Consider the following 20,389-nt stretch of genomic DNA (forward strand, 5'->3'; position numbering starts at 1 on the left):
CTACATTCGTTTTATTTTTTTATATTATACCAATTGTCACCGGAATGACTCTCCACTTTTAACGGAACGTCAAAATTAACGGCCGCTTTTTGGAGCAACGGATCCGTTTTCATAATCGAATCCATGACCTCCGGCACAATTTTAGCTAACGTTGCAACTTCTGTTTGGGGTGCTTCCAAAATTAACTCATCATGAATTTGCAGCAACATCCGTGCCTGTAATCCTTCCGTTGCCAACACGTGATTCATGCGAATCATGGCCGCTTTAATGATATCGGCCGCGCTTCCTTGAATGGGAGAATTCATCGCGATTCGTTCTGCAAACTGGCGTTGGTGAAAACTCCGGGATGTAATTTCCGGGATGTAACGGCGCCGTTTCGAAATTGTTTCGACATATCCATGCTGTTTAGCAAACGCCACGCTGTTATCCATGTACTCCTTTACTCCCGGATATTCATGAAAGTACTTATCGATAAAACGCTTGGCTTCCGGATTAGAAATTCCGGTGTTATGAGCCAATCCGTACGAACTAATTCCATACACAATCCCAAAGTTAACCGCTTTGGCTTGCCGTCTTAGGTTTGCGTCTACGGTCTCCGTTTCGCCTAGTTCAAAAATGCGACGGGCAGTGACCGCATGGATATCTTCGTCACTAGCAAAGGCTGCTTTCATGTTCTGGTCACCGGAAATGGCGGCCAACACCCGCAACTCGATTTGGGAGTAATCGGAAGAGAATAAGACCCAGTCCGGATGAGATGGAACAAAGGCTTCACGAATTTTACGTCCTTCTTCCGTCCGCACCGGAATGTTTTGTAAGTTGGGATCAACCGAAGACAACCGTCCCGTCTGGGTTAATGTTTGCAGGTAACGAGTGTGCACCTTTTGATCACTAAGGATATCGCTCTTAATCCCATCAATATAGGTGGAAATTAACTTGGTTAACTGCCGGTAGGCTAAAATCTTTTCGATGATGGGATGTTCGGGAGCTAATTTTTCTAACACGTCGACCGAGGTTGAATAACCGGTCTTGGTCTTTTTAATTACCGGGAGCTTGAGTTTTTCAAACAGAATTTCTCCCAGCTGCTTCGGAGACCCAATGTTAAATTCCTGACCGGCGTCCTGATAAATACCCTGCTGTAATTCCGAAACTCGTTCTTGAAACTTACTCTTTAACTCATCTAGACGCTCTGGATCAACCTTAATTCCGGTAATTTCCATCTGTGCTAGTACTTCCGATAACGGCAGTTCCATTTCCCGGTATAAATTGGACTGTTGGTGTTCCGTTAGTCCCGTCAACATTTGGTCCTTTAATGAACTAATCGCTAACGCTTTGCGCACCAAATGGGCATAAAATGCGGGTAACTCCGGTAACTTGAGACTTTTACCTTTCCCATAGACATCTTGATCTGGCAAAACTCCTTGATAATCGTGTTGCAGGGCCACCTCGCCCACATCATCAGCGTTATTCAAGGTATTTAACAAATACGAGACCAGCAACATATCAAAGTCAACGTTTTGTAATCGAACTCCATCCCGCTGCAAAGCGACACGTTGCGCTTTATTATCAAAAACGTTCTTTTTGACGGTAGTACTCTCTAACAATCGTTTAACGTGCTCATTTTCCACTAAGTCAATGTCATTTGTTACGTACCAGTTCTCTGGAGTCCCTAGTACCAATCCGACTTGATCCGCCACGTGATAATTAGCCGTCAACATTTCCACGTTAACCGCAATTTCGGTAGTAAACTGATCTAATTCCACTGCATTTTCAGCGGTCAAAATCGTGTATTCTACCTTCGGCAGTTCTGTAGTTACTGTTTTTTCTGTTCCAGCTTCCGTTAAGAAACTGCGAAAGTTCATTTTTTGGTAAAAATCTTGCAGTGCTGGTTCTTGATCACCCAAATATTTCATGTCGGATAAGCCCACCGTGAGGGGCGCATCGCGCTTAATGGTTGCTAGTTCCTTAGATAAAAAGGCTTGTTTTTGGTCCTGTACCAGGTGTTCCTTTAATTTTTTTCCAGAAACCTCGTCTAGGTGTTGATACAGGTTCTCAATCGTCCCAAACTGCTTCACTAATTTAAGCGCCGTTTTGGGTCCAACCTTTTCTACTCCCGGATAATTATCAGAGGTATCTCCTTGCAACCCTTTCACATCCACAATTTGAGCAGGCTTAATTCCCATCGTTGCTTCCACGTACTCAGGAGTGTAAGCTTCGATGTCACTAACTCCCTTTTTTGAAACTTTTACAGTGGTTTGTTTCGAACAAAGTTGGGTTAAATCCCGATCGCCGGTCACAACCGTTACCTCATATCCAGCTGCTTCCGCCTGTTTGGCAGTGGTCCCGATGATATCATCAGCTTCAAAGTTATCGAGTTCGTAGGTCTTAATGCCGCGAGCCTTCAATAAATCCATCACATACGGAAACTGTTCTCGCAATTCTTCCGGCATTTTATCCCGGCCACCCTTGTACTCGTCATACATTTTAGTCCGAAAGGTAGTTTGACCAGCATCAAACGCCGCTAAGACTGCATCAGGTTGCACTCGAGCTAACATGTCATTTAACATCCGGTTAAATCCATACAATGCATTCGTATGGAGTCCCTCTTGATTAGTAAAGCGGTCTAACGATTGATAGAGAGCAAAAAAAGCCTTATAAAATAAGGAATTGCCGTCAATTAATAATATCTTTTTGACACCCATCTAAACTTCCTCCGTTATTTTAACTTCATTTTACCTGATTAATTATGCGAAAAAAAGCATGACTACCCGCCATGCTTTTTTGCTAATTAACCTTTTTACTCAAATGACTCAGTAAATCTTCGTAAGTACGTTCGTACTTCTGGATGTCTCCCGCTCCCATAAAGATTACGACGTCATCATGAAAGTCCAAAAGTGGTGACATATTGTCTTCAGTAATCAGAGCACTACCAGGAATCTTATCAACTAAGTCCTGGCTAGAGACATCACCAGATTTTTCGCGAGGGGAGCCATAAATCTTGGTGACGTACACTTGATCCGCTTTTCCCAACGTGTCAGCAAAGTCATCCAGGTACGCAATGGTCCGACTAAAGGTGTGTGGTTGAAAAACCACCACAATCTTTTTATTGGGATATTCTTGTCGAGCAGCGTCTAAAGTAGCCCGAATCTCTGAAGGATGGTGGGCGTAGTCATCAATAATGGTCATGTCGTTCACCTTCACCTGGGCAAACCGCCGTTTAACCCCCTTGAAAGTCATCAATTCGCGGCGAATTTCCGCTAAATCAACCTCTTCAAAGTAAGAAACTGCGATTACAGCGAGTGCGTTTAACACGTTATGCTCCCCAAATAGGGGAATTTCAAAGCGACCTAAGTCCCGACCTCGAAAGACAACGTTAAAGGTTGAACCGGTAGTCGTCCGTTTTACATCAAGGGCACGAAAATCATCATTTTCTCCCGTTCCATAGTAGTAAACAGGAACATCTACTTTCAACTTACGTAAATAGGGATCATCCCCCCACGCAAAAATGCCCTTTTTAACGTGACTAGCAAAAGTTTGAAAGGCATCAAACACATCATCAATTCCGGTATAGTAATCTGGATGATCAAAATCAATGTTAGTCATAATGGCATAGTCAGGGTAAGTTGGCATAAAATGGCGTCGGTATTCGTCTGCTTCATAAACAAAAAAACGAGCATCGGGAACCGCATTCCCTGATCCATCTCCGATTAAATAATCAGTTGGAGCAATTCCACTCAACACGTGGGCTAACAATCCCGTCGTGCTGGTTTTTCCGTGCGCACCACAAACTGCGATGCTGGTATACCCCTTAATTAATTGACCTAAAAATTCAGGGTAGCGGTAAATCGGTAGGCCTAATTCTTTGGCTCGTAAGACCTCTGGTTGATCATCCTTAAACGCATTCCCGACGACCAATGCCATGCCCGGTTTAATGTTATCTGGATTAAAGGAGTGAATCGGAATGCCGGCATCTTCTAACCCCTTTTGGGTAAAAGTATATTTGTCAATGTCTGATCCTTCAACCTGAAAACCCATGTCCTTCACTACGAGGGCCATTGCACTCATTCCGGTTCCCTTAATCCCCACAAAGTAATAAGTTAACTCCTTGGTTAACTTTGGTTCTGCTTCTGTCATAATTTTTAAACTGGTTCCCTTCTATGTTGTTAGTTAGAGGTTAAGTTGTGCATACTGCTCTTTAGTTAGATAAATTTCTCGCGGCTTGGATCCCTGTTGCCCAGAAATAAAATTATGCTGTTCTAGGTCGTCAATGATACTAGCGGCACGGTTATACCCAATCGAAAAGACTCGTTGCAATTTCGAGGTTGACACATTCTCTTCTCCAGCAATGTACTCTAAAACCGAATTCCATAGTTCATCATGGGTGGCGGCTTGATTAGCACTCTTTAAGAGGCCAGCTGGTTGAAACTCATAGTGAGCTGGTCCCTGCGTTCGAACGAAATCGGTCACCTTTTCAACTTCCTCACTGGTTACAAACGCCCCTTGTAGTCGTTCTGGTTTATTTGCACCATTACCAAGATACAACATATCACCCTTCCCTAACAAGCGTTCAGCGCCAGCTTGATCAATAATTGTGCGGGAATCAACTTGACTAGAAACCATAAAAGCCACTCGGGTCGGAATGTTATTTTTAATGGTTCCCGTCACAATGTCTACACTAGGACGCTGCGTGGCCACCACCAAATGAATTCCGGCGGCCCGGGCTTTTTGAGTAATTCGGACAATGTAATCCTGAACCTCGTTGGCAGATGTCATCATCAAATCGGCCAATTCGTCGATTACAACCAAGATATATGGTAACCGATCGGCAGCATGGTCTGTCTTTTGTGCTTGCCGATTATACTGCTCAATGTTTCTAACCCCAGCGGCCGTTAGTCGTTCGTAACGGCGATCCATTTCCTCTGTAACCCATTTTAAAGCGGCTGCAGCCTCTTGCGGTTGCGAAATTACTGGAGCCAGCAAGTGCGGAATTTCATTGTAGGGAGCCAATTCGACGGCTTTCGGATCAATTAAAATCATCCGCAAATCGCGGGGGGTGGCATGGTACAGCAACGATAACAACAAACTATTAATAAAGACACTTTTCCCTGAACCAGTGGCCCCGGCAATCAAGGCGTGCGGCATCTTTTTCAAATCAGCCATCACCGGTTGTCCTTCGATGTTCATCCCCATAGCAATTTCGGTTTTGACCGTGTCCGTTTGAAAATGCTGATCCGCTAAAATTTCCCGTAACATGACCGGATGTGGCTTCGGGTTCGGAATTTCAATTCCTACCGTGGAGCGTCCTGGAATGGGTGCTTCAATCCGAATGTCTTTTGCTGCTAAGGCTAGTTTCAAATCATCATTCAGGTTGGTAACCTTACTAACTTTAACTCCCAGTGCCAGCTTGACTTGAAATTGAGTAACCGTCGGACCATTTGTCCAATCAACCACATGACCATCAACGTTAAAGGCCTGCAAAGTATCATCGAGTTTTTCGGCTTGATCAGCAATCCAGTTATCTAAGTCGGCTTCATCGACCTGGACTGATGGCTTTAATAGCTCTAATTGCGGAAAGTGGTATCCCATTTGTTCATCAGAAACAGTTTGATCGTCAGTGGTCATCATCGTGCTAGTGGATAACGAATCTGATTGTTCTAATGATTCTGAAGCACTGGCACTAGTTTCCGGTTGCTGGTCTAGCTTACCTAGCGGTTCTGGTTCGGAATGAGCAGCCGCTGTTTTAGATGTAACTTCAGTTGAAATTCCAGAATCTTTTCCCGCAGCTGTCGTTGCTTGTGATGCTGGTTTCATCTGAGGAACATTGTCCCTTTCAAATAAACTTAAGTGGTCGGCCTGTCCCCGTTCGGCCTGCAAAATATCTGCTAATGAATGACCTAATCCCTTGCTATGATCAAGTTTAACAGCTCTTGATTGATAGTTATCCACAGTGTTTTCATTTTTGTTTTCATTTTGTGAATCAACTGATGAGGATGTTGCAGCTTCGTTGTTTGGTTGTTCAGTAACCATCAACGTGGTGGAGGTTGATTGAGCTGGCTCGGTAACTGTCGAAATGGCAATCTCTGGCTCAGCAATCGAATCTTCTCCCTGAGCAGTTGCCAATAAAATCAAATCTTCAGGATTTGATTCTAGCGCCGTAATCGCCCGTTGGTAATTCCGATTAAACTCAGTTCGTTGAGAACTGTAAAAAGCAGCCTTATCAGGCACAAACTGGGGCTGAAAGGCGCGTGTCTTTTCCACTAGGTTAGCTGGATGCGACTGCTGCTGGCGCTCGGTTTGCAGTTGAGACACCGTCTGCTTCTTTTTTTTAGATTGATCAATTTTAGAAGTTCCAGCAGATTTGGTTGTGATTGCCCGTTCCTGCTGTCTGATTACTGGTGCAGACCAATCGGAACGTTCAGAATTATTGGGATCAAAAATAGGAGCTTTAATCCCAAGACTTTTCCGTTCTACATAAAACTTCCGAAAAAAAGCGGGACCATCGTAATGATTCATTGTCATTCCCTTTCATTCTCCTTTTTTAGTACAAAAAAGCGAATAGAGACTATTCGCTAAAAAAGGGTTTGCGCTTGTTTAAAATCAAATGGTTGCCCAACCTCGTATCCATCCGGGAGAATCAATGCTCCGGGTTTATCTGGTGCATTTGGAATCCGTAATTCTCGTCCCGAACAAATCATGCCATCACTTTCAACGTCTTTTAAGGTGCTGGGCCAAATCATTAAACCATCTGGCATCATAGCTCCAACTTCAGCCACGACCACCTTAATTCCCTCCTGCATGTTCGGAGAACCACTCACAATTTGTAACGTCCGTCCGGCTTCAACTTCAGTTGTAGTGATGTGCAAGTGTGATGATTTGGGGTGTTCTTTCATTTCTTTGACGTAACCCACGATAAATTTCGAAGTTTCCGTTTCTGGTAAATTTGCTTCAAAACCAGCTGCTTGCAATTGTTGGTTAAGCTGTTGTACCTCTTCTGGTGTCAAATCAACCTGCCCATTTTGGTCAGCTAATTCTGGCAAAAGTGCTTGAGCTGCAAAAAAATTATAGCCAATTACATTTCCATTTTGATCTTTAATTTCAACGATTTGATCACGTTGGTCAACCTGTTGGGGACCATTATCAGGTCCCAAAACAACTACCAGAACGTCACCAATTTGTGCGGGGTTATAACTTGCAATCATGTTCTTTTACTCCTGTTTATTTTGCTGGTAAACTTTTAATGAACGTTTCAACTTCAGCTTGGGTTTTTCTAGCTTTGTTAACGAGCCGGCCAATTTCAGTGCCATGATCGTAAGCGATGAAGCTAGGAATTCCAAACACGTCTAATTCTTTACATAAATCGATGTTATCATCCCGATCAACCTTAATAAAGGTGTATTCAGGAAAGTTCTTTTCAATGAGAGGCATGAACGGTTTAATAAAATTACAGTCTGGACACCAACCAGCGGTAAAAAAGAGGATGTACTTACCATCCTGGAGGTGAGCTTCAAGTTGCGTTTGATTCATGATTGGTAATTCTTCCATAATAAATACTCCTATTTAATTTTTGATGATTATAACCCGTGAACAATTAAAATGTTATATAATTAAAAGGATAAAAGCAAAAGAAAGGATTTTAAAAATGGCTAAGCATAAATATCTAGTTCCCACCACCTTGCTCTCATTAGTTGGGACCGCTGCCTACGTTTTCACTAAGAAACGCAGACGAGCTCAACAAATCGCCATTCAAGACGGATTAACCGAAGCAATTGCTGCTGAATTTGGCGACCAAGATTTTAGTGGTTACTGGATTGATTTTGATAATCACGCCGGCTTGGAATATGAGTGTGGGGTTAGTTTTATCAATCAAGAAACTGGTTTAAAGGAATCATACTCATTTCTCTACAATCCAGATGAACAGGAACTATACCGCATTAAACCTCTCTCAGATCAAATTAATTAATCCGGAAATCGGGCCCTAATCTTATAGATGGGGCCTTTTTCTTTGAACTTTTCCTCGTATTCCGTTTCCACGTTTTCGTTTAATTCTTCGGCATTCCCGTGGTGTAAATCTAGGTTAACCCGTTCAAACTGTAATCCAAAATTATTCAAACTAACCAAGGAGTACTCAAACAGACCGCGATTATCGGTTTTAAATTCCAACGGTGCGTTAGCAGGTAAAATTCGTTGGTAACTGGCTAAAAAGTTAGGCGAAGTCAGTCTCCGCTTAGTGTGACGTTTTTTCGGCCAAGGGTCAGAAAAATTTAAATACAATTGTTGTACTTCACCCTTTTCAAATAGGTCCGCTACGTCCCCACCATTGGTTAAAATCAACTGGACGTTTTTTAATCCTGAGTTAACAGCTTTTTTAACAGCCATCGCTAACACTGAATCTTCTAAATCGATACCAATGTAGTTAACATCTGGATGTTTTTGGGCCATGCCAATGATAAATTGACCTTTTCCTGAACCAATTTCCATGTGAATGGGTGCTTGGGGATTAGCAAAGCGACTAGCCCACTGACCCACGTAACGTTCAGGTTCTAACACAGCAAAATCTGGATGGTCCTGCATGTAGGGCAAGGCCCACTTTTTTTTGCGAATTCTCATTTAATTGTTTCCTTCCTGTAATTGTTTCCTTCCTGTTCCTGACTTTTACGAACGAAGCGTGTCATTAACCACCAAATAATGACTGAACCACTTACCATACTGATGAAAGCGGCACTGATCGGTGCTTTTCCAAGTAACAAGACCACCACTTCCAGTACTAGTTCGATTACCAAGAGCCATTGCCAAAATTGCCGAAAATTACGTACCTGATCCGAGGTCTGAACCGGGTAGAGACGAGTAAACACGTTATTAGCAAAAAAGGTAAAGAACGGGCGCAGTTGGATTCCCGTTAAATAAAGCAAAGTGAGCGCCACAATCACAGCCACAACCGAATTATCTAAGAAAAAGAGAATGACCGCTGCGACCACTAATAAGCGGACATACATCGAACTGGTTTCTCCGTCCCGGAAAAAGGTGCGAACGTACAAATTAGTGTATAAATGGTGTTGATTTTGGGGAATTCTGCGGAAAAATCGGTCCAAATATGCTCGGCGCTTAGGTTGTGGTCCTACCGTTGGTACATCCGTAAAGAGCGCAAAAAAACGATAAATCCGGAGAATCCGAAGCTGTTCGGCGGCTACAATCCCCTGCCAGTTCAACGGCGGAACCTGTTTCTGAATTAACCAACCACTAATTATCAGTAATCCAGTTGCTAATCCAAATGCGACCCATAAGTTAACCGTGATTCCCATGCTAAAAATCAAGAGCGGAAGGAACCACTGAAATAACGGTTGGCGCCACCAGGTTAAGCGCTGATGATTTCGCAACGTCCAGAATTGATAGCTCAACCAGTCCCACTTTAAAAGCAGACTGAGGCAAAAGCCCATAGCTAGCTGAATTAGATTCCAATCCAAACTAACACTTACAAACGGAAGTAAAGCAAACCACACGCCCGCTTGCATGAGGCCGGCCATCAATAAACTATAAATAAAAGATTGGCGAAAGTAACCTTGTAATTGCCCTTCCTGAGGAGCCAAAAAAACTCGATCAGGCGCCATGATTAAGGTTGCCAAGCGTCCCAATTGTAGCCCGAGTTCAAGAACCGCGATGATAATGATGGGTTGCCACCATTGATGAGGAGTCAGGCCCCGCAAAAAATTAGAATAGGCTAAGCCTAGTGCCCCCACAAAAAACATTAGGGCAATGACAAAGAAGTCATTAAAAACGTAGCGCAGGTACTTCGTTAATTGCATCCAGTGGTCAACTAACCGGTGCTGAAACAAATTATGCATCCTTATCACCCTTTACATTCGATTTTAGCTGGTCCTGCTGGCGCGCTAATGCCAAATAAATATCAGTTAATGAATCGCCTAATTCATGATAGCGTTCCTTAATTTGGGGCATCGTCCCTTCATAATTTACCTGACCATCATTAATGAGGACAAACCGGTCACAGTGTTTTTCAGCCGTATCCAGAACGTGGGTCGACATCAAGACGCTAACTCCTTCCGCCTTTTTTTGATCAATCAGGTTCAAGAGGTCATCAACTGCTAGTGGATCTAATCCCAAAAATGGTTCATCAATTACTAATAATTGGGCGTTAGTGATGAAAGCACAGACAATCATCACCTTCTGGCGCATTCCCTTCGAAAAATTAGCCGGAAACCATTCTAACTTATTTTCCAGGCGAAAGAGTTTCAATAACCGATCAGCCCGTTCCCACGCTACTGCTTGATCTAAATTATAGGCCATAATCGTTGTATCAATGTGTTCCCGTAAGGTTAATTCTGGATAAAGGACCGGCATCTCAGGCACATAAGCAATTTGTTGTTTATAACGTTGCACATCATCTTGAATTTGGAGTCCATTTAGCGTAATTGTTCCCGAAAATGGAGTCATTAGCCCAATAATGTGGTTAATGGTAGTTGATTTACCCGCTCCATTTAGGCCGATTAACGAAACTAATTCTCCGTCCTGAACGTCAAAGGTTTCCGCCTTTAAAACCGGAATGCTAGAATAGCCTCCCGTTAGTTGATTAACTTCTAAAGTCATTAAATTCACTCTTTCATTCGTCGTTTTATGAATGATTATACCATAAGGAGTTCAAAACTTGCGGTTGATCTAGTGTATAATGAAGAAGTAAAGGAGTGATTAAAATGCCACAATTTGATGACCAATGTGTTTTTTGCAAAATCATTCAAGGAGAAATTCCCAGTTTCCCTGTTTACGAGGATGATCAAGTACTTGCCTTTTTAGATATTTCACAAGCGACTCCTGGTCATACCCTAGTAATTCCGAAACGTCACATTCAAGACATTTTTGCCTTTGATGCAGACCAAGCGGGGCAAGTTTTTGCGCGAATTCCCAAAATTGCCCGAGCAATTAAAGCGTCTAACCCTAAAATTACCGGAATGAACATTGTGAATGATAACGGAAAAATCGCCTATCAATCAGTTTTCCACGCACATTTTCATTTAATTCCGCGTTACACCACTGAAGACGATTTCTCCATTCACTTTGGAGATCACACTAAGGAATACAATCAAGCTAAATACGAAGCATTGCAAACATCCATTCAAAAACACCTGCCGGATTAAATTAAATTATTTTTAAGTTTGCCGAGAAAAACGTCAGATAATTACAAGTATGTTATATTGTTAAAAGAGTTGTTTTCGATAATTCTGTAATTTTTAAAGAAATGGATGTGGATATATTATTATGAATAAGAAAAAATGGGCCGTCGGAGCCGCTGGACTATTACTTAGTCTGTCACTGGCTGCCTGTGGTCAGGGTAAAACCGTTGCCACAACTGATGGCGGTAAGATTACACAAGAACAATTTTACGATAAAATGAAGTCAACCCAACAAGGGAAGGCTCAATTACAACAAATGATTCTGAACAAATGTTTGGAACATGAATACGGTAGTAAGGTTAAACAATCTGAAGTTGACAAGCAATTTGACCAATACAAGAAACAATATGGAACGCAGTTTGACTCCATCTTACAACAACAAGGAATGACAGAAAGTCAACTGAAAGAATCCATTCGAAACAACCTCCTATTAAAAGAAGCCGTTATGGATAAGACGGACTTCTCAAACAAGCAACTAGAAAAACAATTTAAAAAGTACCAGCCTAAGGTTACCGTCAAGGAATTAGCTGTAAGCGATAAAGACACTGCTCAAAAAGCTATTTCTGACTTAGACAACGGAACTAGTTGGAAAGATGTCGCTAAGCAGTATGGTGCTGACGACACTACCAAGAAAAACGGTGGTCAAGAAGTTAGCTTTGATAATTCCACTTCTGGTATTGATAACTCCGTTAAAAAAGCAGCTTACAAACTTAACAACGGTGATTACTCCAAGGAACCAATTAAAACCCAGAACGGTTACGCTGTGATTCAGATGGTTAAACACCCTAAGAAGGGAACCTTAAAGGAACACAAGAGCGAAGTTAAGGAACAATTAGCTAACGAACGCTTGAGTGACCAAAAGACGGTTCACAAGGTTGTTTCGGAAGTCCTGAAGGACGGTCACGTTCAAATCGAAGACTCCAGCATGAAGAATATCTTATCTGGTTACATTGATACTTCCAAAAAATAACTAGATTAAAAAAAACTCAGACATTTGTCTGAGTTTTTTTAGTTAATCAAAGTTCAATTAGATGCTTGACCGCGGCTTCCTTAATTGGGCTTTGGTTGGCAGTGAAATAAATAATTTGAGTCGTTTGCGAGAGCGTTTCTAGTAGTTCTAACGCCCGTTGCGTTCGTACCTCATCGAAATCAGCAAATCCGTCATCAATTATGATTGGAAACGGAAACTCATCGCTAAACGAAACCGTTAAGGCAAAAACTAGAGCAAGGTAAAGCTGTTGCATTGTCCCCCGTGATAATTCGGCCACCTTAAATCGTTGCCCAGTTTTGGTAACCACCTCTAATTTTTGCTGGTAGCGAATCTGTTGATAATGTTGATCAGTTAAGATCGCAAAGTAGTGTTGTGCTAACTGTTGCACCCTCGGGAACCGACCGTGGCTAGCTTCGTTTAACACCTTTTCAATCCAGTCAAAGGAAAGTTGTAGCACAAGCCACTGTTTCGATAGATCAATAATTTCAGCTTCCAGATTGGCCTGCTGCTGCCGTAATTTAGCCAGCGTCCCGTCCTGACTGATTTGCTGTAATTGCGTCTTTTGGACGGTAGTTGTTTGCACCACTTGCCTAAGCTGCGTTTGAATTTGCTGTAATTTGGCTTCTAGACTTTGGACTTGCCCTTCTACTTCTGCCTTGGTCTTGAATTGCTGCAACCGACCAACTAACGTAGGCGTAAACTTTTGTTGCAGTCGTTGCTTTTGCTGGCTTAACTGTTGATGCTGCTGTTCTTGCTCTAAGCGCACGTTAAACTCGTTCAAATTAGCAACCTGCTGCTTGGCCAACTCACTGTGCAATTGATCTTCTCGTTGGTGCAATTCCTGTTCTAGATGGGTTAATTGCTGTTCATTTTCACGCAGTCGCTGGTCTAACTGTTCTTGTCGTTGGCGTTCATCCTTAAGTCCAGCCAACCACTTTTGAATGGTACTTAACTGTTGGGCAACCGGTTGTTCTTGCAGATGCAGGAATGGCTCACCAAATTGCCACTGCTGGAGGTAGTGGTTTAATTCTTGCGTTACTTGATTAACTTGCTGTTGTAACTGAACGACACGTGCTTTTTGTTGTTCCCGTTTCTTGATGCTCGTTTGTAAAGTAGTTAACCATAACGATTGGTTCACGTCAGAAATATGATACTGTTCACCGAACTGCTGTAATTGGTCTGCAATCTGTTGAAGTTGCACTGCATTTTTCTCATCTTGATGAGCAGCACTGGATTGCGATCCTGCTTGCCATTGCAGATATCCTCCATAACCCAACAATAAAAGCCCGACCAATCCGAGAACAATTAACAGACTTTTACCCAAGACAACTCCTAAACAGAGCAACCCGGCTCCTAAAATCATTAGAATGATTGGTAAATGTGACGGAGTTGAGGTTGATTGTCTGGTAGGCACCTGTTCAGCGTTTTGGAGCATAGTTTGCTGCTGGAGCAGTTGCTCCACCCGTTGATAATCAGCGGCAGTAAACGGCGCGGCCGCTGCTCCCCCAGTTTCTAACTCGTCATCATGTAAACGACTAGTTTCTGAATCTAGTTGGCCCTGTAGATTTCGTTGTTGTTGCCACTGATCTTGGGCTTGTGCTAGTTGTTCACTCAAATTATCAATTTGATGTTGGTGTTGTAAGTAAAATTGGTACTGCGTCGGAACCGTGCGTTGCTGTGCCTTCTGCACCAGCTCGTGCGTCTTAGCCACGCTTTGCTTTAAAAAATTAATTTCCGTTTGCAGGCGTTGTAGTTGGTCTAAATCAGCCTGCGTATAACCAGGATGTGGAGTTAAATCCTGCTGCTCTAATTGTTGCAATTCCTGATATTCGGACCAATCTTGCTGATCCTTATAGGTCTGTTGCAACTCCTTTTGAGTGGTTGCTTCCTGCTGCTCTAATTTATCTACTTCGGTTTGTCCCTGGGCAATTTGCTGCGTTAATTTTAGGTATTCCGGATACTGCGTTTGCGCCCGTTGAATTTCCTGACTTAGTTCATCGTATTCCTTCAATTTTTGGTTGAGCGCAGGCTTTTTTCCGCGTAGTTTATATAGGTCGTCTGTTTCGGACTTGATCTCTTTTTCTAATCCCAACCATTGATTAATACCCACTACCCCAATCCGACGAATTCGTTCCTCTAATTCAGTGGTGGTTAATTTTTGGATTGTTTCAACGGCACTGGCATCAAAATAAAATAATTTGTTATATACATCACGGTTAATTGGGCCTAACAACTGTTGTAGGCGTTCGTTTGCAACCGGATTACCCTGAGCATCGAATAAGGACAAATCACCGCCCTTTTTTCCTTCCACGCGTTCAATCACTAATCGTTCTGAATCGGTAGAGACCGTCAACTTACCACCCATTTGACTTTTATCCTTTGGAGCATATGGATGGTTGGCCTGCCGGTTTTTGAAGCCAAACAAAATGTCTAAAATGAAATTAATCAGAGTCGTTTTCCCTGCTTCATTTTTACCATAAATGATTTGTAAATCCGCAAACTGGAGGTGCAGATGGTTCAACTTACCATAGTTGTAAACATCAATTGTGTCAATCTTCATCCGTAAACTCCTCCTGATTCGTTTTTCCCTGCAGGAATGTTTCACTCTGGCGCCGTAATTCGGTCAATGCGGTTGGGTTTCCTAAAGCTTGATAAATAAAGTCCTGTTGAAAGAGTTTCTTGGCCAACTCATTGACATGACTCTCGGTAAAGACCTCTGCCTGAGTATCCCGCCAGAAAGCCTCATCCAAATCAGCAAACTGCAATGATTCAGTTTCATTAACAGTTAGTTCGTAAACCCACGCGTTTAGTTGGTCATACTGCGAGCGTAGTGCTTGCTGCAGTTGTCCTAGTAAGATTCCATTTTGGGAATTAACCGCCACGGTGGTATTAATCCCAGCTGTGGTGGCGTTCAAAACTACGTTTAGCAGGTGTAATTTAGAAAAATCTGCCGCTTGAATGGTTGCAACCAGTTGGTCAACTACCTCGGTTACACTCATGGCCTGCGTAATGGTGATTTCTAAAGGTGCATAAACCACGGGAGAAGTCGCCACAAATTCGGTAGTAAGTCTGTGATCAGTCGAATCAGTCGACACCAGCAGGTATCCCTTTTCACCTGGCTCATTTTTGTGCCGTCCCTGAATGTCACCCGGATAGTTAATCGGTGAATTTGCGTCTAATTGTTGCCGCTTATGAATGTGCCCTAGGGCCCAGTAGTCATAGCCCTTTTCCTCTAATTCCGGTACGGTAAAGGGCGCGTACCGTGAATCAGTACCAGACTTAACCGCTCCGTGCAACATTCCAATTGTAAAATCAGCCTGACTGCCGGTTGGGTAAGCACGAACCATGTCAGTAGCAACCGCCTGCTGGTCATAACTAAACCCGCTAATGGCAACGGTGGTCCCGTCTTTTAAAGTTAGTAGTTTTGTTTCCACTTGGGGACCAAAAACCTGCACGTTTTCCGGAAAGTGTAACTGTGCTTTCCCATTCGTTTGGAAGTCATGATTTCCAAACGACAGAAAAACCGGAATCTGATGCTCATTTAATCGTTGTAGTTGTTCCAACAAAAAATTATGCGCCGCCGCACTCGGATTTTTACTATCAAACACATCTCCTACGATTAATACAAAGTCAACGGATGCTTGAATGGCATCCGTTACAATCCGTTCAAAAGAAACATAGGGAGCAGCATGTAGCGTCTCCCATAGAGCCGTGGGCGCTGCTTCATCATCCTTAATTCCAGTAAACGGCGTGTCCAAATGTAAATCGGCCGTATGAATAAACTTCATTACTTTCTCCTTTTTGCCACAAAAAAAGAAGCACCGTTTCCAGCACTTCTTTTGAATTAGCCTTCGTAAAGTTGACGCAATGGTTCAGTAATTACCATGTTAGCATCATCAATTAACTTACCCATGGCCTTTTCCCGTTCCATTAACACTTTAATGGCTGGAAGATCGTTCATTTTGTCGGCCAATTCGCGAGCATACTTCATATCGTCTGGAGTAATTTCTTGACCGGCCATTTGTTTTTGCCGTAAATCACTTTGGTTTTTTTGAAAGTCAGTGAAAACTTTGTATGATTCTTTTTCGTTCTTTAAAGCTTCAAAAGCGTTCTTCAAGTTAGTAAATTCTTCTGATTTAACCACTGTTTCTTGCATTTTTTGCGCTTGTTCCATAATCTTGTTATCTGACATTATTGTTCTCCTTTTTATTTATACTAATTTAATTCTAACATACTGGCTACTAAAAACCTAACAAACTCCGCGCCTTCTCAATCGCTTTATCGGTCAAGTCACTTCCCTTATCAAGCAATTTTTGGTTCAATTCCTCAGCCTTTTGCGTCCACGCACTGCCATTAGTAGCCGTGCTTCTATTCGTTCGACTGCGTTTGGCAGCCACCATCGTAGCAGAGTCCTGAACTTTAAATTGCGTCTGGGCGGTATCTGGCAAGATTTGTTCCATCTGGTGTTTAAACAGTGAATTGACCCCCGTTCCACTCAGATTTTCTAAATGATGATTGGCATTTGTGCTATCAAAACCTTCCCAAGTAGCAACCACCACGTCAGGCGTATACCCCACGATCCACTTATCTCGTGTCGCATCCGCATCAGTACTGCTATCGGCTTCGGTACTCCCAGTTTTCCCAGCTACTTGATAACCAGCTGGTTTCGCCGTGGTTCCCGTCCCGTAGTCAAAGACCCCCAGCATCATGCTGGTCATCTGGCGAGCAGTGTCTTTAGACATTACTTGACTCGGAGTGGCTCCATCATTTTGAACAATCGTTTTTCCGGTTGAATCAACAATTTTCGTAATGTAAAACGGCTTCGTTAGTTTCCCTTGATTGGCAAAGGCCGTATAGGCACCTGCTAACTGCTGTGGTGAAACTCCCGTTGAAAGTCCCCCTAATGCTAAGGCCAGGTTATCATCCTTTTTGGTAACCGGCAAATTAAACTTCTGCACGGCTTCATAACCCTTGTTTACCCCAATTTGATCCAATGTCCACACAGCGGGCGCATTTAGACTTTGTGCGAGGGCTTGATACATGGGGACCTTGCCGGTGTAAACGTCATTGATATTTTTCGGCGTATAGTGATTTTTTCCGTAGGATAACTTTTTATTAACTAATTCCGAATCATACTTAAAGCCGTTTTCTAGTGCGGGAGCGTAGACGGCAAGGGGTTTCATCGTTGATCCAGGTTGCCGTTTAATGTCTGTCGCCCGGTTAAAGCCTCGGAAAACATCCTTATTTCGACCACCGACAACGGCTTGTACTCCCCCGCTCTTTGGATCCAAGGCAACTGAGGCGGCTTGCACCTTCGTTCCATCCGCAGCATCTTGGGGAAAAAGATTTGGATTTTTAAAGTCTGCTTGAAAACTTTGCTGTTGTTGTTGGTTCAAATTAGTGTAAATTTTGTAGCCATTGTTCATAATGGCCTTTTCGGACAATCCATATTTATTAATGGCTTCATTAATTACTGCATCAAAATAGTACGGGTATTTGTAGTTATTCCCCACCGTAAAGGTATCCTTCGTTCCTAACGGGAGCGATTGATAGTACTTCACCTTACTTTGCGGAATCTTTTTGTTATCGGCCATCAACTGTAAAACGACGTTTCGCCGTTCTTTAGCCGCTTCCGGGTGATCAATCGGATTATTACTAGGATTTTGTAACATTCCCGCCAGTACAGCAGCATCCTGCACCGGTAACTCGTCAGCATCCATCCCAAAGTATTTCCGAGAAGCATCCTGCACCCCGTAGACTCCGTTACCAAAGTAAGCATTATTCATGTACATCGTTAGAATTTGCTGCTTCGAATAGATGTTTTCAATTTCAATGGAAATAAACAGTTCTTTGAATTTTCGTGACAGGGTTTGCTGTTGGGAAAGGAACGTATTTTTCGCTAGTTGCTGCGAAATCGTACTTCCACCCCCACTAATCTGGTTCTTACCGGTTAATTTATTGGTAATCGCTAATAACAATGCGCGTCCATATCCTTTGACCGAAAAACCATGCTCATGATAAAAATTACGGTCTTCCGTGGAAATAATGGCATTCGCAATGTCTGGGGAAATTTTATCTGCCTTTACGTAGGTTCCCTTTTGGGCATATAGTTTACCGGCCTGGGTTCCATTTTGGTCATAAATAACCGTAGACCGAGAAAGATTGGATTCTAGATCACGAACGTGAGCGGTTTTGGCCACCACCGTTAGGTACGTTACTGAAACTAACGTAATTAACAAAACGATGATGATTAACCAACGGGTCAGTAAGAACCGGTGATTCAATCGTTTCAATTGATTCCAACTGGCTCGTAAGAATCGTTTCCACCAAGGGGTTTGCTTCGCTTGCATCATTAATCATTCTCCTCTTTGAGCTTACCAACAATTGTAACCTATCTCAGTTCAAAAAACATGTCTCTCAGATGAAGTCTGCCTTCAATTTACGAATTCTTAAGCAAAAAAGCAAGGACCACCTTGGTGATCCCTGCTTTAAGTGTGCCCCAATTACATTTCATCAGGAGCCTGAACTCCTAATAACCGTAATGCTTCTTTTAGAATGATAGAAACACTCTTTACGAGTGCCAAACGAGCATCGAGTTGCTCATCATCCGTTAAAATTTTTGTGTGCGCATAATACTTATTGAACGCCTTGGCTAACCGTAAGGAATATTTAGCAATCACAGATGGTTCAAATTCAGCGTTGGCCTTTTTAACCACGGCTGGAAATGATTGTAATAATTTCACGATTTCCCAAGCTTCATCATCGGTTAATTGATGATTACCAGCTTGATAATCCCGTTTGCCAGCCTTAGCCAAGACACTTTCAGCTCGAGCGTGAGCGTATTGAACGTAAGGACCAGTTTCTCCTTCAAACTTCAGTTGGTCCTGGAGGTTAAAGTCGATACTATCAATCCGAGAATTCTTCAGGTCCCCAAAAATTACAGCGCCCACGCCCACTTCTTCAGCAACCTGCTGTTGATTAGGTAACGTGGGATTCTTTTCCTTAATTTGCTGGGCAGCCATTTTAACTGATTCATCCAAAACTTCGTTCAGTAACACGATGTTTCCGTGACGCGTGGACAATTTTTTTCCGTTCACCGTAATCAATCCAAACGGAACGTGATGTAATCCAGCTGCAGATTGCAAGCCCATCTTCTGCAAAACGGCCTTCAACTGTTTAAAGTAGTAGGTTTGTTCTGAACCCACAACGTACAGGTTCATCACTGGATGATAGGTTTCATCACGATAAATGGCTGTTGCAATGTCCCGGGTAACGTACAAAGAGGCCCCATCCGTTTTCAAAATTAAGGCTGGATTTAAGTCTTGGTCACTAAGATCAACCACTGAAGCACCTTGTGATTTTTCAAGTAAGCCATCCTTTTTCAGGGTATCAACCACGTCTTGCAGCTTATCGTTGTAGAACGATTCTCCGTTGTAGGTGTCAAAATCAACGCCCAGCTTTTTGTAAGTTTGATTGAAGGCCTTTAAGGAAACGTCGCGGAACCATTTCCACAACTTAACGGCTTCTGGATCCCCATCTTCTAACTTTTTGAACCATTCTCGCGCTTCTTCATCTAAAGCAGGATCTTGCTCATCACGCTGGTGAAATTCAACGTAGTATTTCACCAAGTAGTGGATGGGATCACGTTTAACGTCTTCTTCATTCCCCCACTTCAGGTACGCCGTAATTAACTTTCCAAATTGGGTTCCCCAATCACCTAAGTGGTTATCTTTAATGGGACGGTAACCATTTTTAGTTAAAATCTTAGCAATCGAATTTCCAATCACCGTAGATCGCAAGTGACCCATGGACATGGGTTTAGCAATATTTGGAGATGACATGTCAATCGTAACCACGCCGTTATCACCATCGTGGTTATCTCCGTAATGATCTTTCTCCGTTAAAACGGTTTCTAGCACCTGTGCACTAACCTGGCCCTGATTTAAGAAAAAGTTTACGTAGGGGCCGACTGCCTTAATTTGGGAAAAAGCATCCGTATTAATCTCACTGGCAATTTGTTCTGCAATTATCTTTGGATTTTGGTGCATGACCTTCGCCAACATAAAAGCAGGAAAGGCTAAATCGCCATTTTGCGCCGTTTTCGGCGTTTCAATTTTTGCATAAATATCACTGGAACTAACTTGATTGTCAACCGCATCAGCCACAACATCAGCTACTAGTTGTTTGTAATCCATTTTCTTTTCACTCCTTAAAATAAAAA

At 42.7% G+C, this 20,389-nt stretch carries 16 protein-coding genes; 3 read left to right on the forward strand and 13 right to left on the reverse strand.

Going from position 1 to position 20,389, the window contains the following annotated elements; all coding sequences use genetic code 11:
- Window positions 1–11: 11 nt before the first annotated feature.
- The 5 genes from polA to M3M37_RS03015 form a co-directional block, all read right to left on the reverse strand.
- Window positions 12–2,699, reverse strand: coding sequence for a DNA polymerase I (polA, locus tag M3M37_RS02995; protein ID WP_252795668.1), 2,688 nt, complete (start codon window positions 2,697–2,699; stop codon window positions 12–14).
- Between the two features lie 82 nt (window positions 2,700–2,781).
- Window positions 2,782–4,131, reverse strand: a complete 1,350-nt coding sequence (gene murC, locus M3M37_RS03000; RefSeq protein WP_252795669.1) for a UDP-N-acetylmuramate--L-alanine ligase — start codon at window positions 4,129–4,131, stop codon at window positions 2,782–2,784.
- Between the two features lie 33 nt (window positions 4,132–4,164).
- On the reverse strand, window positions 4,165–6,516 hold the full coding sequence (locus tag M3M37_RS03005; protein WP_420842975.1) for a DNA translocase FtsK: 2,352 nt from the start codon (window positions 6,514–6,516) through the stop codon (window positions 4,165–4,167).
- A 50-nt stretch (window positions 6,517–6,566) separates the two neighbouring features.
- Window positions 6,567–7,196, reverse strand: a complete 630-nt coding sequence (gene ytpR / locus M3M37_RS03010) for a YtpR family tRNA-binding protein (RefSeq protein WP_252795670.1) — start codon at window positions 7,194–7,196, stop codon at window positions 6,567–6,569.
- Window positions 7,197–7,212: 16 nt separating this feature from the next.
- Window positions 7,213–7,539 carry a thioredoxin family protein gene (locus M3M37_RS03015; RefSeq protein ID WP_252795671.1) on the reverse strand — a complete coding sequence of 109 codons (327 nt, stop codon included), beginning with the start codon at window positions 7,537–7,539 and terminating at the stop codon, window positions 7,213–7,215.
- A 97-nt stretch (window positions 7,540–7,636) separates the two neighbouring features.
- Here M3M37_RS03015 and M3M37_RS03020 point away from each other — a divergent pair, with 97 nt between their 5' ends.
- Window positions 7,637–7,957 carry a hypothetical protein gene (locus tag M3M37_RS03020; RefSeq protein WP_252767301.1) on the forward strand — a complete coding sequence of 107 codons (321 nt, stop codon included), beginning with the start codon at window positions 7,637–7,639 and terminating at the stop codon, window positions 7,955–7,957.
- Here M3M37_RS03020 and trmB read toward each other — a convergent pair.
- From trmB to M3M37_RS03035, 3 genes are read right to left on the reverse strand one after another with little or no spacing between them, the layout of a single operon-like run.
- Window positions 7,954–8,604, reverse strand: coding sequence for a tRNA (guanosine(46)-N7)-methyltransferase TrmB (trmB, locus tag M3M37_RS03025; protein ID WP_252795672.1), 651 nt, complete (start codon window positions 8,602–8,604; stop codon window positions 7,954–7,956). The genes M3M37_RS03020 and trmB overlap by 4 nt on opposite strands.
- A complete protein-coding gene (locus M3M37_RS03030; RefSeq protein ID WP_252795673.1) occupies window positions 8,601–9,836 on the reverse strand; it encodes an ABC transporter permease in 1,236 nt (411 codons plus the stop codon). Before M3M37_RS03030 ends, trmB begins: the two co-directional genes overlap by 4 nt.
- Entirely contained in the window at window positions 9,829–10,596 is a 768-nt protein-coding gene (locus tag M3M37_RS03035) for an ABC transporter ATP-binding protein (protein WP_252795674.1), read from the reverse strand. The genes M3M37_RS03030 and M3M37_RS03035 overlap by 8 nt, the downstream gene beginning before the upstream one ends.
- Before the next feature lie 104 nt (window positions 10,597–10,700).
- Here M3M37_RS03035 and M3M37_RS03040 point away from each other — a divergent pair, with 104 nt between their 5' ends.
- The gene (locus tag M3M37_RS03040) at window positions 10,701–11,141 is read left to right on the forward strand and encodes an HIT family protein (RefSeq protein ID WP_252795675.1); all 441 of its coding nucleotides are present in this window, start codon (window positions 10,701–10,703) and stop codon (window positions 11,139–11,141) included.
- 121 nt (window positions 11,142–11,262) lie between these two features.
- Window positions 11,263–12,147: a peptidylprolyl isomerase gene (locus tag M3M37_RS03045; protein WP_252795676.1), complete on the forward strand. Its 885-nt coding sequence runs from the start codon at window positions 11,263–11,265 to the stop codon at window positions 12,145–12,147.
- A 46-nt stretch (window positions 12,148–12,193) separates the two neighbouring features.
- Here the strand turns inward: M3M37_RS03045 and M3M37_RS03050 are convergent, their stop codons facing one another.
- The 5 genes from M3M37_RS03050 to argS all read right to left on the reverse strand — a co-directional run bounded on the left by M3M37_RS03050 (window position 12,194) and on the right by argS (window position 20,363).
- Window positions 12,194–14,728, reverse strand: coding sequence for an ATP-binding protein (locus M3M37_RS03050; protein WP_252795677.1), 2,535 nt, complete (start codon window positions 14,726–14,728; stop codon window positions 12,194–12,196).
- Window positions 14,718–15,956, reverse strand: coding sequence for a metallophosphoesterase family protein (locus M3M37_RS03055; protein ID WP_252795678.1), 1,239 nt, complete (start codon window positions 15,954–15,956; stop codon window positions 14,718–14,720). Before M3M37_RS03055 ends, M3M37_RS03050 begins: the two co-directional genes overlap by 11 nt.
- Before the next feature lie 56 nt (window positions 15,957–16,012).
- Window positions 16,013–16,360, reverse strand: coding sequence for a YlbF/YmcA family competence regulator (locus tag M3M37_RS03060; RefSeq protein WP_252795679.1), 348 nt, complete (start codon window positions 16,358–16,360; stop codon window positions 16,013–16,015).
- Window positions 16,361–16,409: 49 nt separating this feature from the next.
- Window positions 16,410–18,521 carry a transglycosylase domain-containing protein gene (locus M3M37_RS03065; RefSeq protein ID WP_252795680.1) on the reverse strand — a complete coding sequence of 704 codons (2,112 nt, stop codon included), beginning with the start codon at window positions 18,519–18,521 and terminating at the stop codon, window positions 16,410–16,412.
- 150 nt (window positions 18,522–18,671) lie between these two features.
- Window positions 18,672–20,363, reverse strand: coding sequence for an arginine--tRNA ligase (gene argS, locus M3M37_RS03070; protein WP_252795681.1), 1,692 nt, complete (start codon window positions 20,361–20,363; stop codon window positions 18,672–18,674).
- Between the last annotated feature and the right edge of the window lie 26 nt (window positions 20,364–20,389).

Origin of the sequence: Fructilactobacillus carniphilus (genome assembly GCF_024029675.1) — a bacterium.
GTDB classification, from domain to species: Bacteria; Bacillota; Bacilli; order Lactobacillales; family Lactobacillaceae; genus Fructilactobacillus; species Fructilactobacillus carniphilus.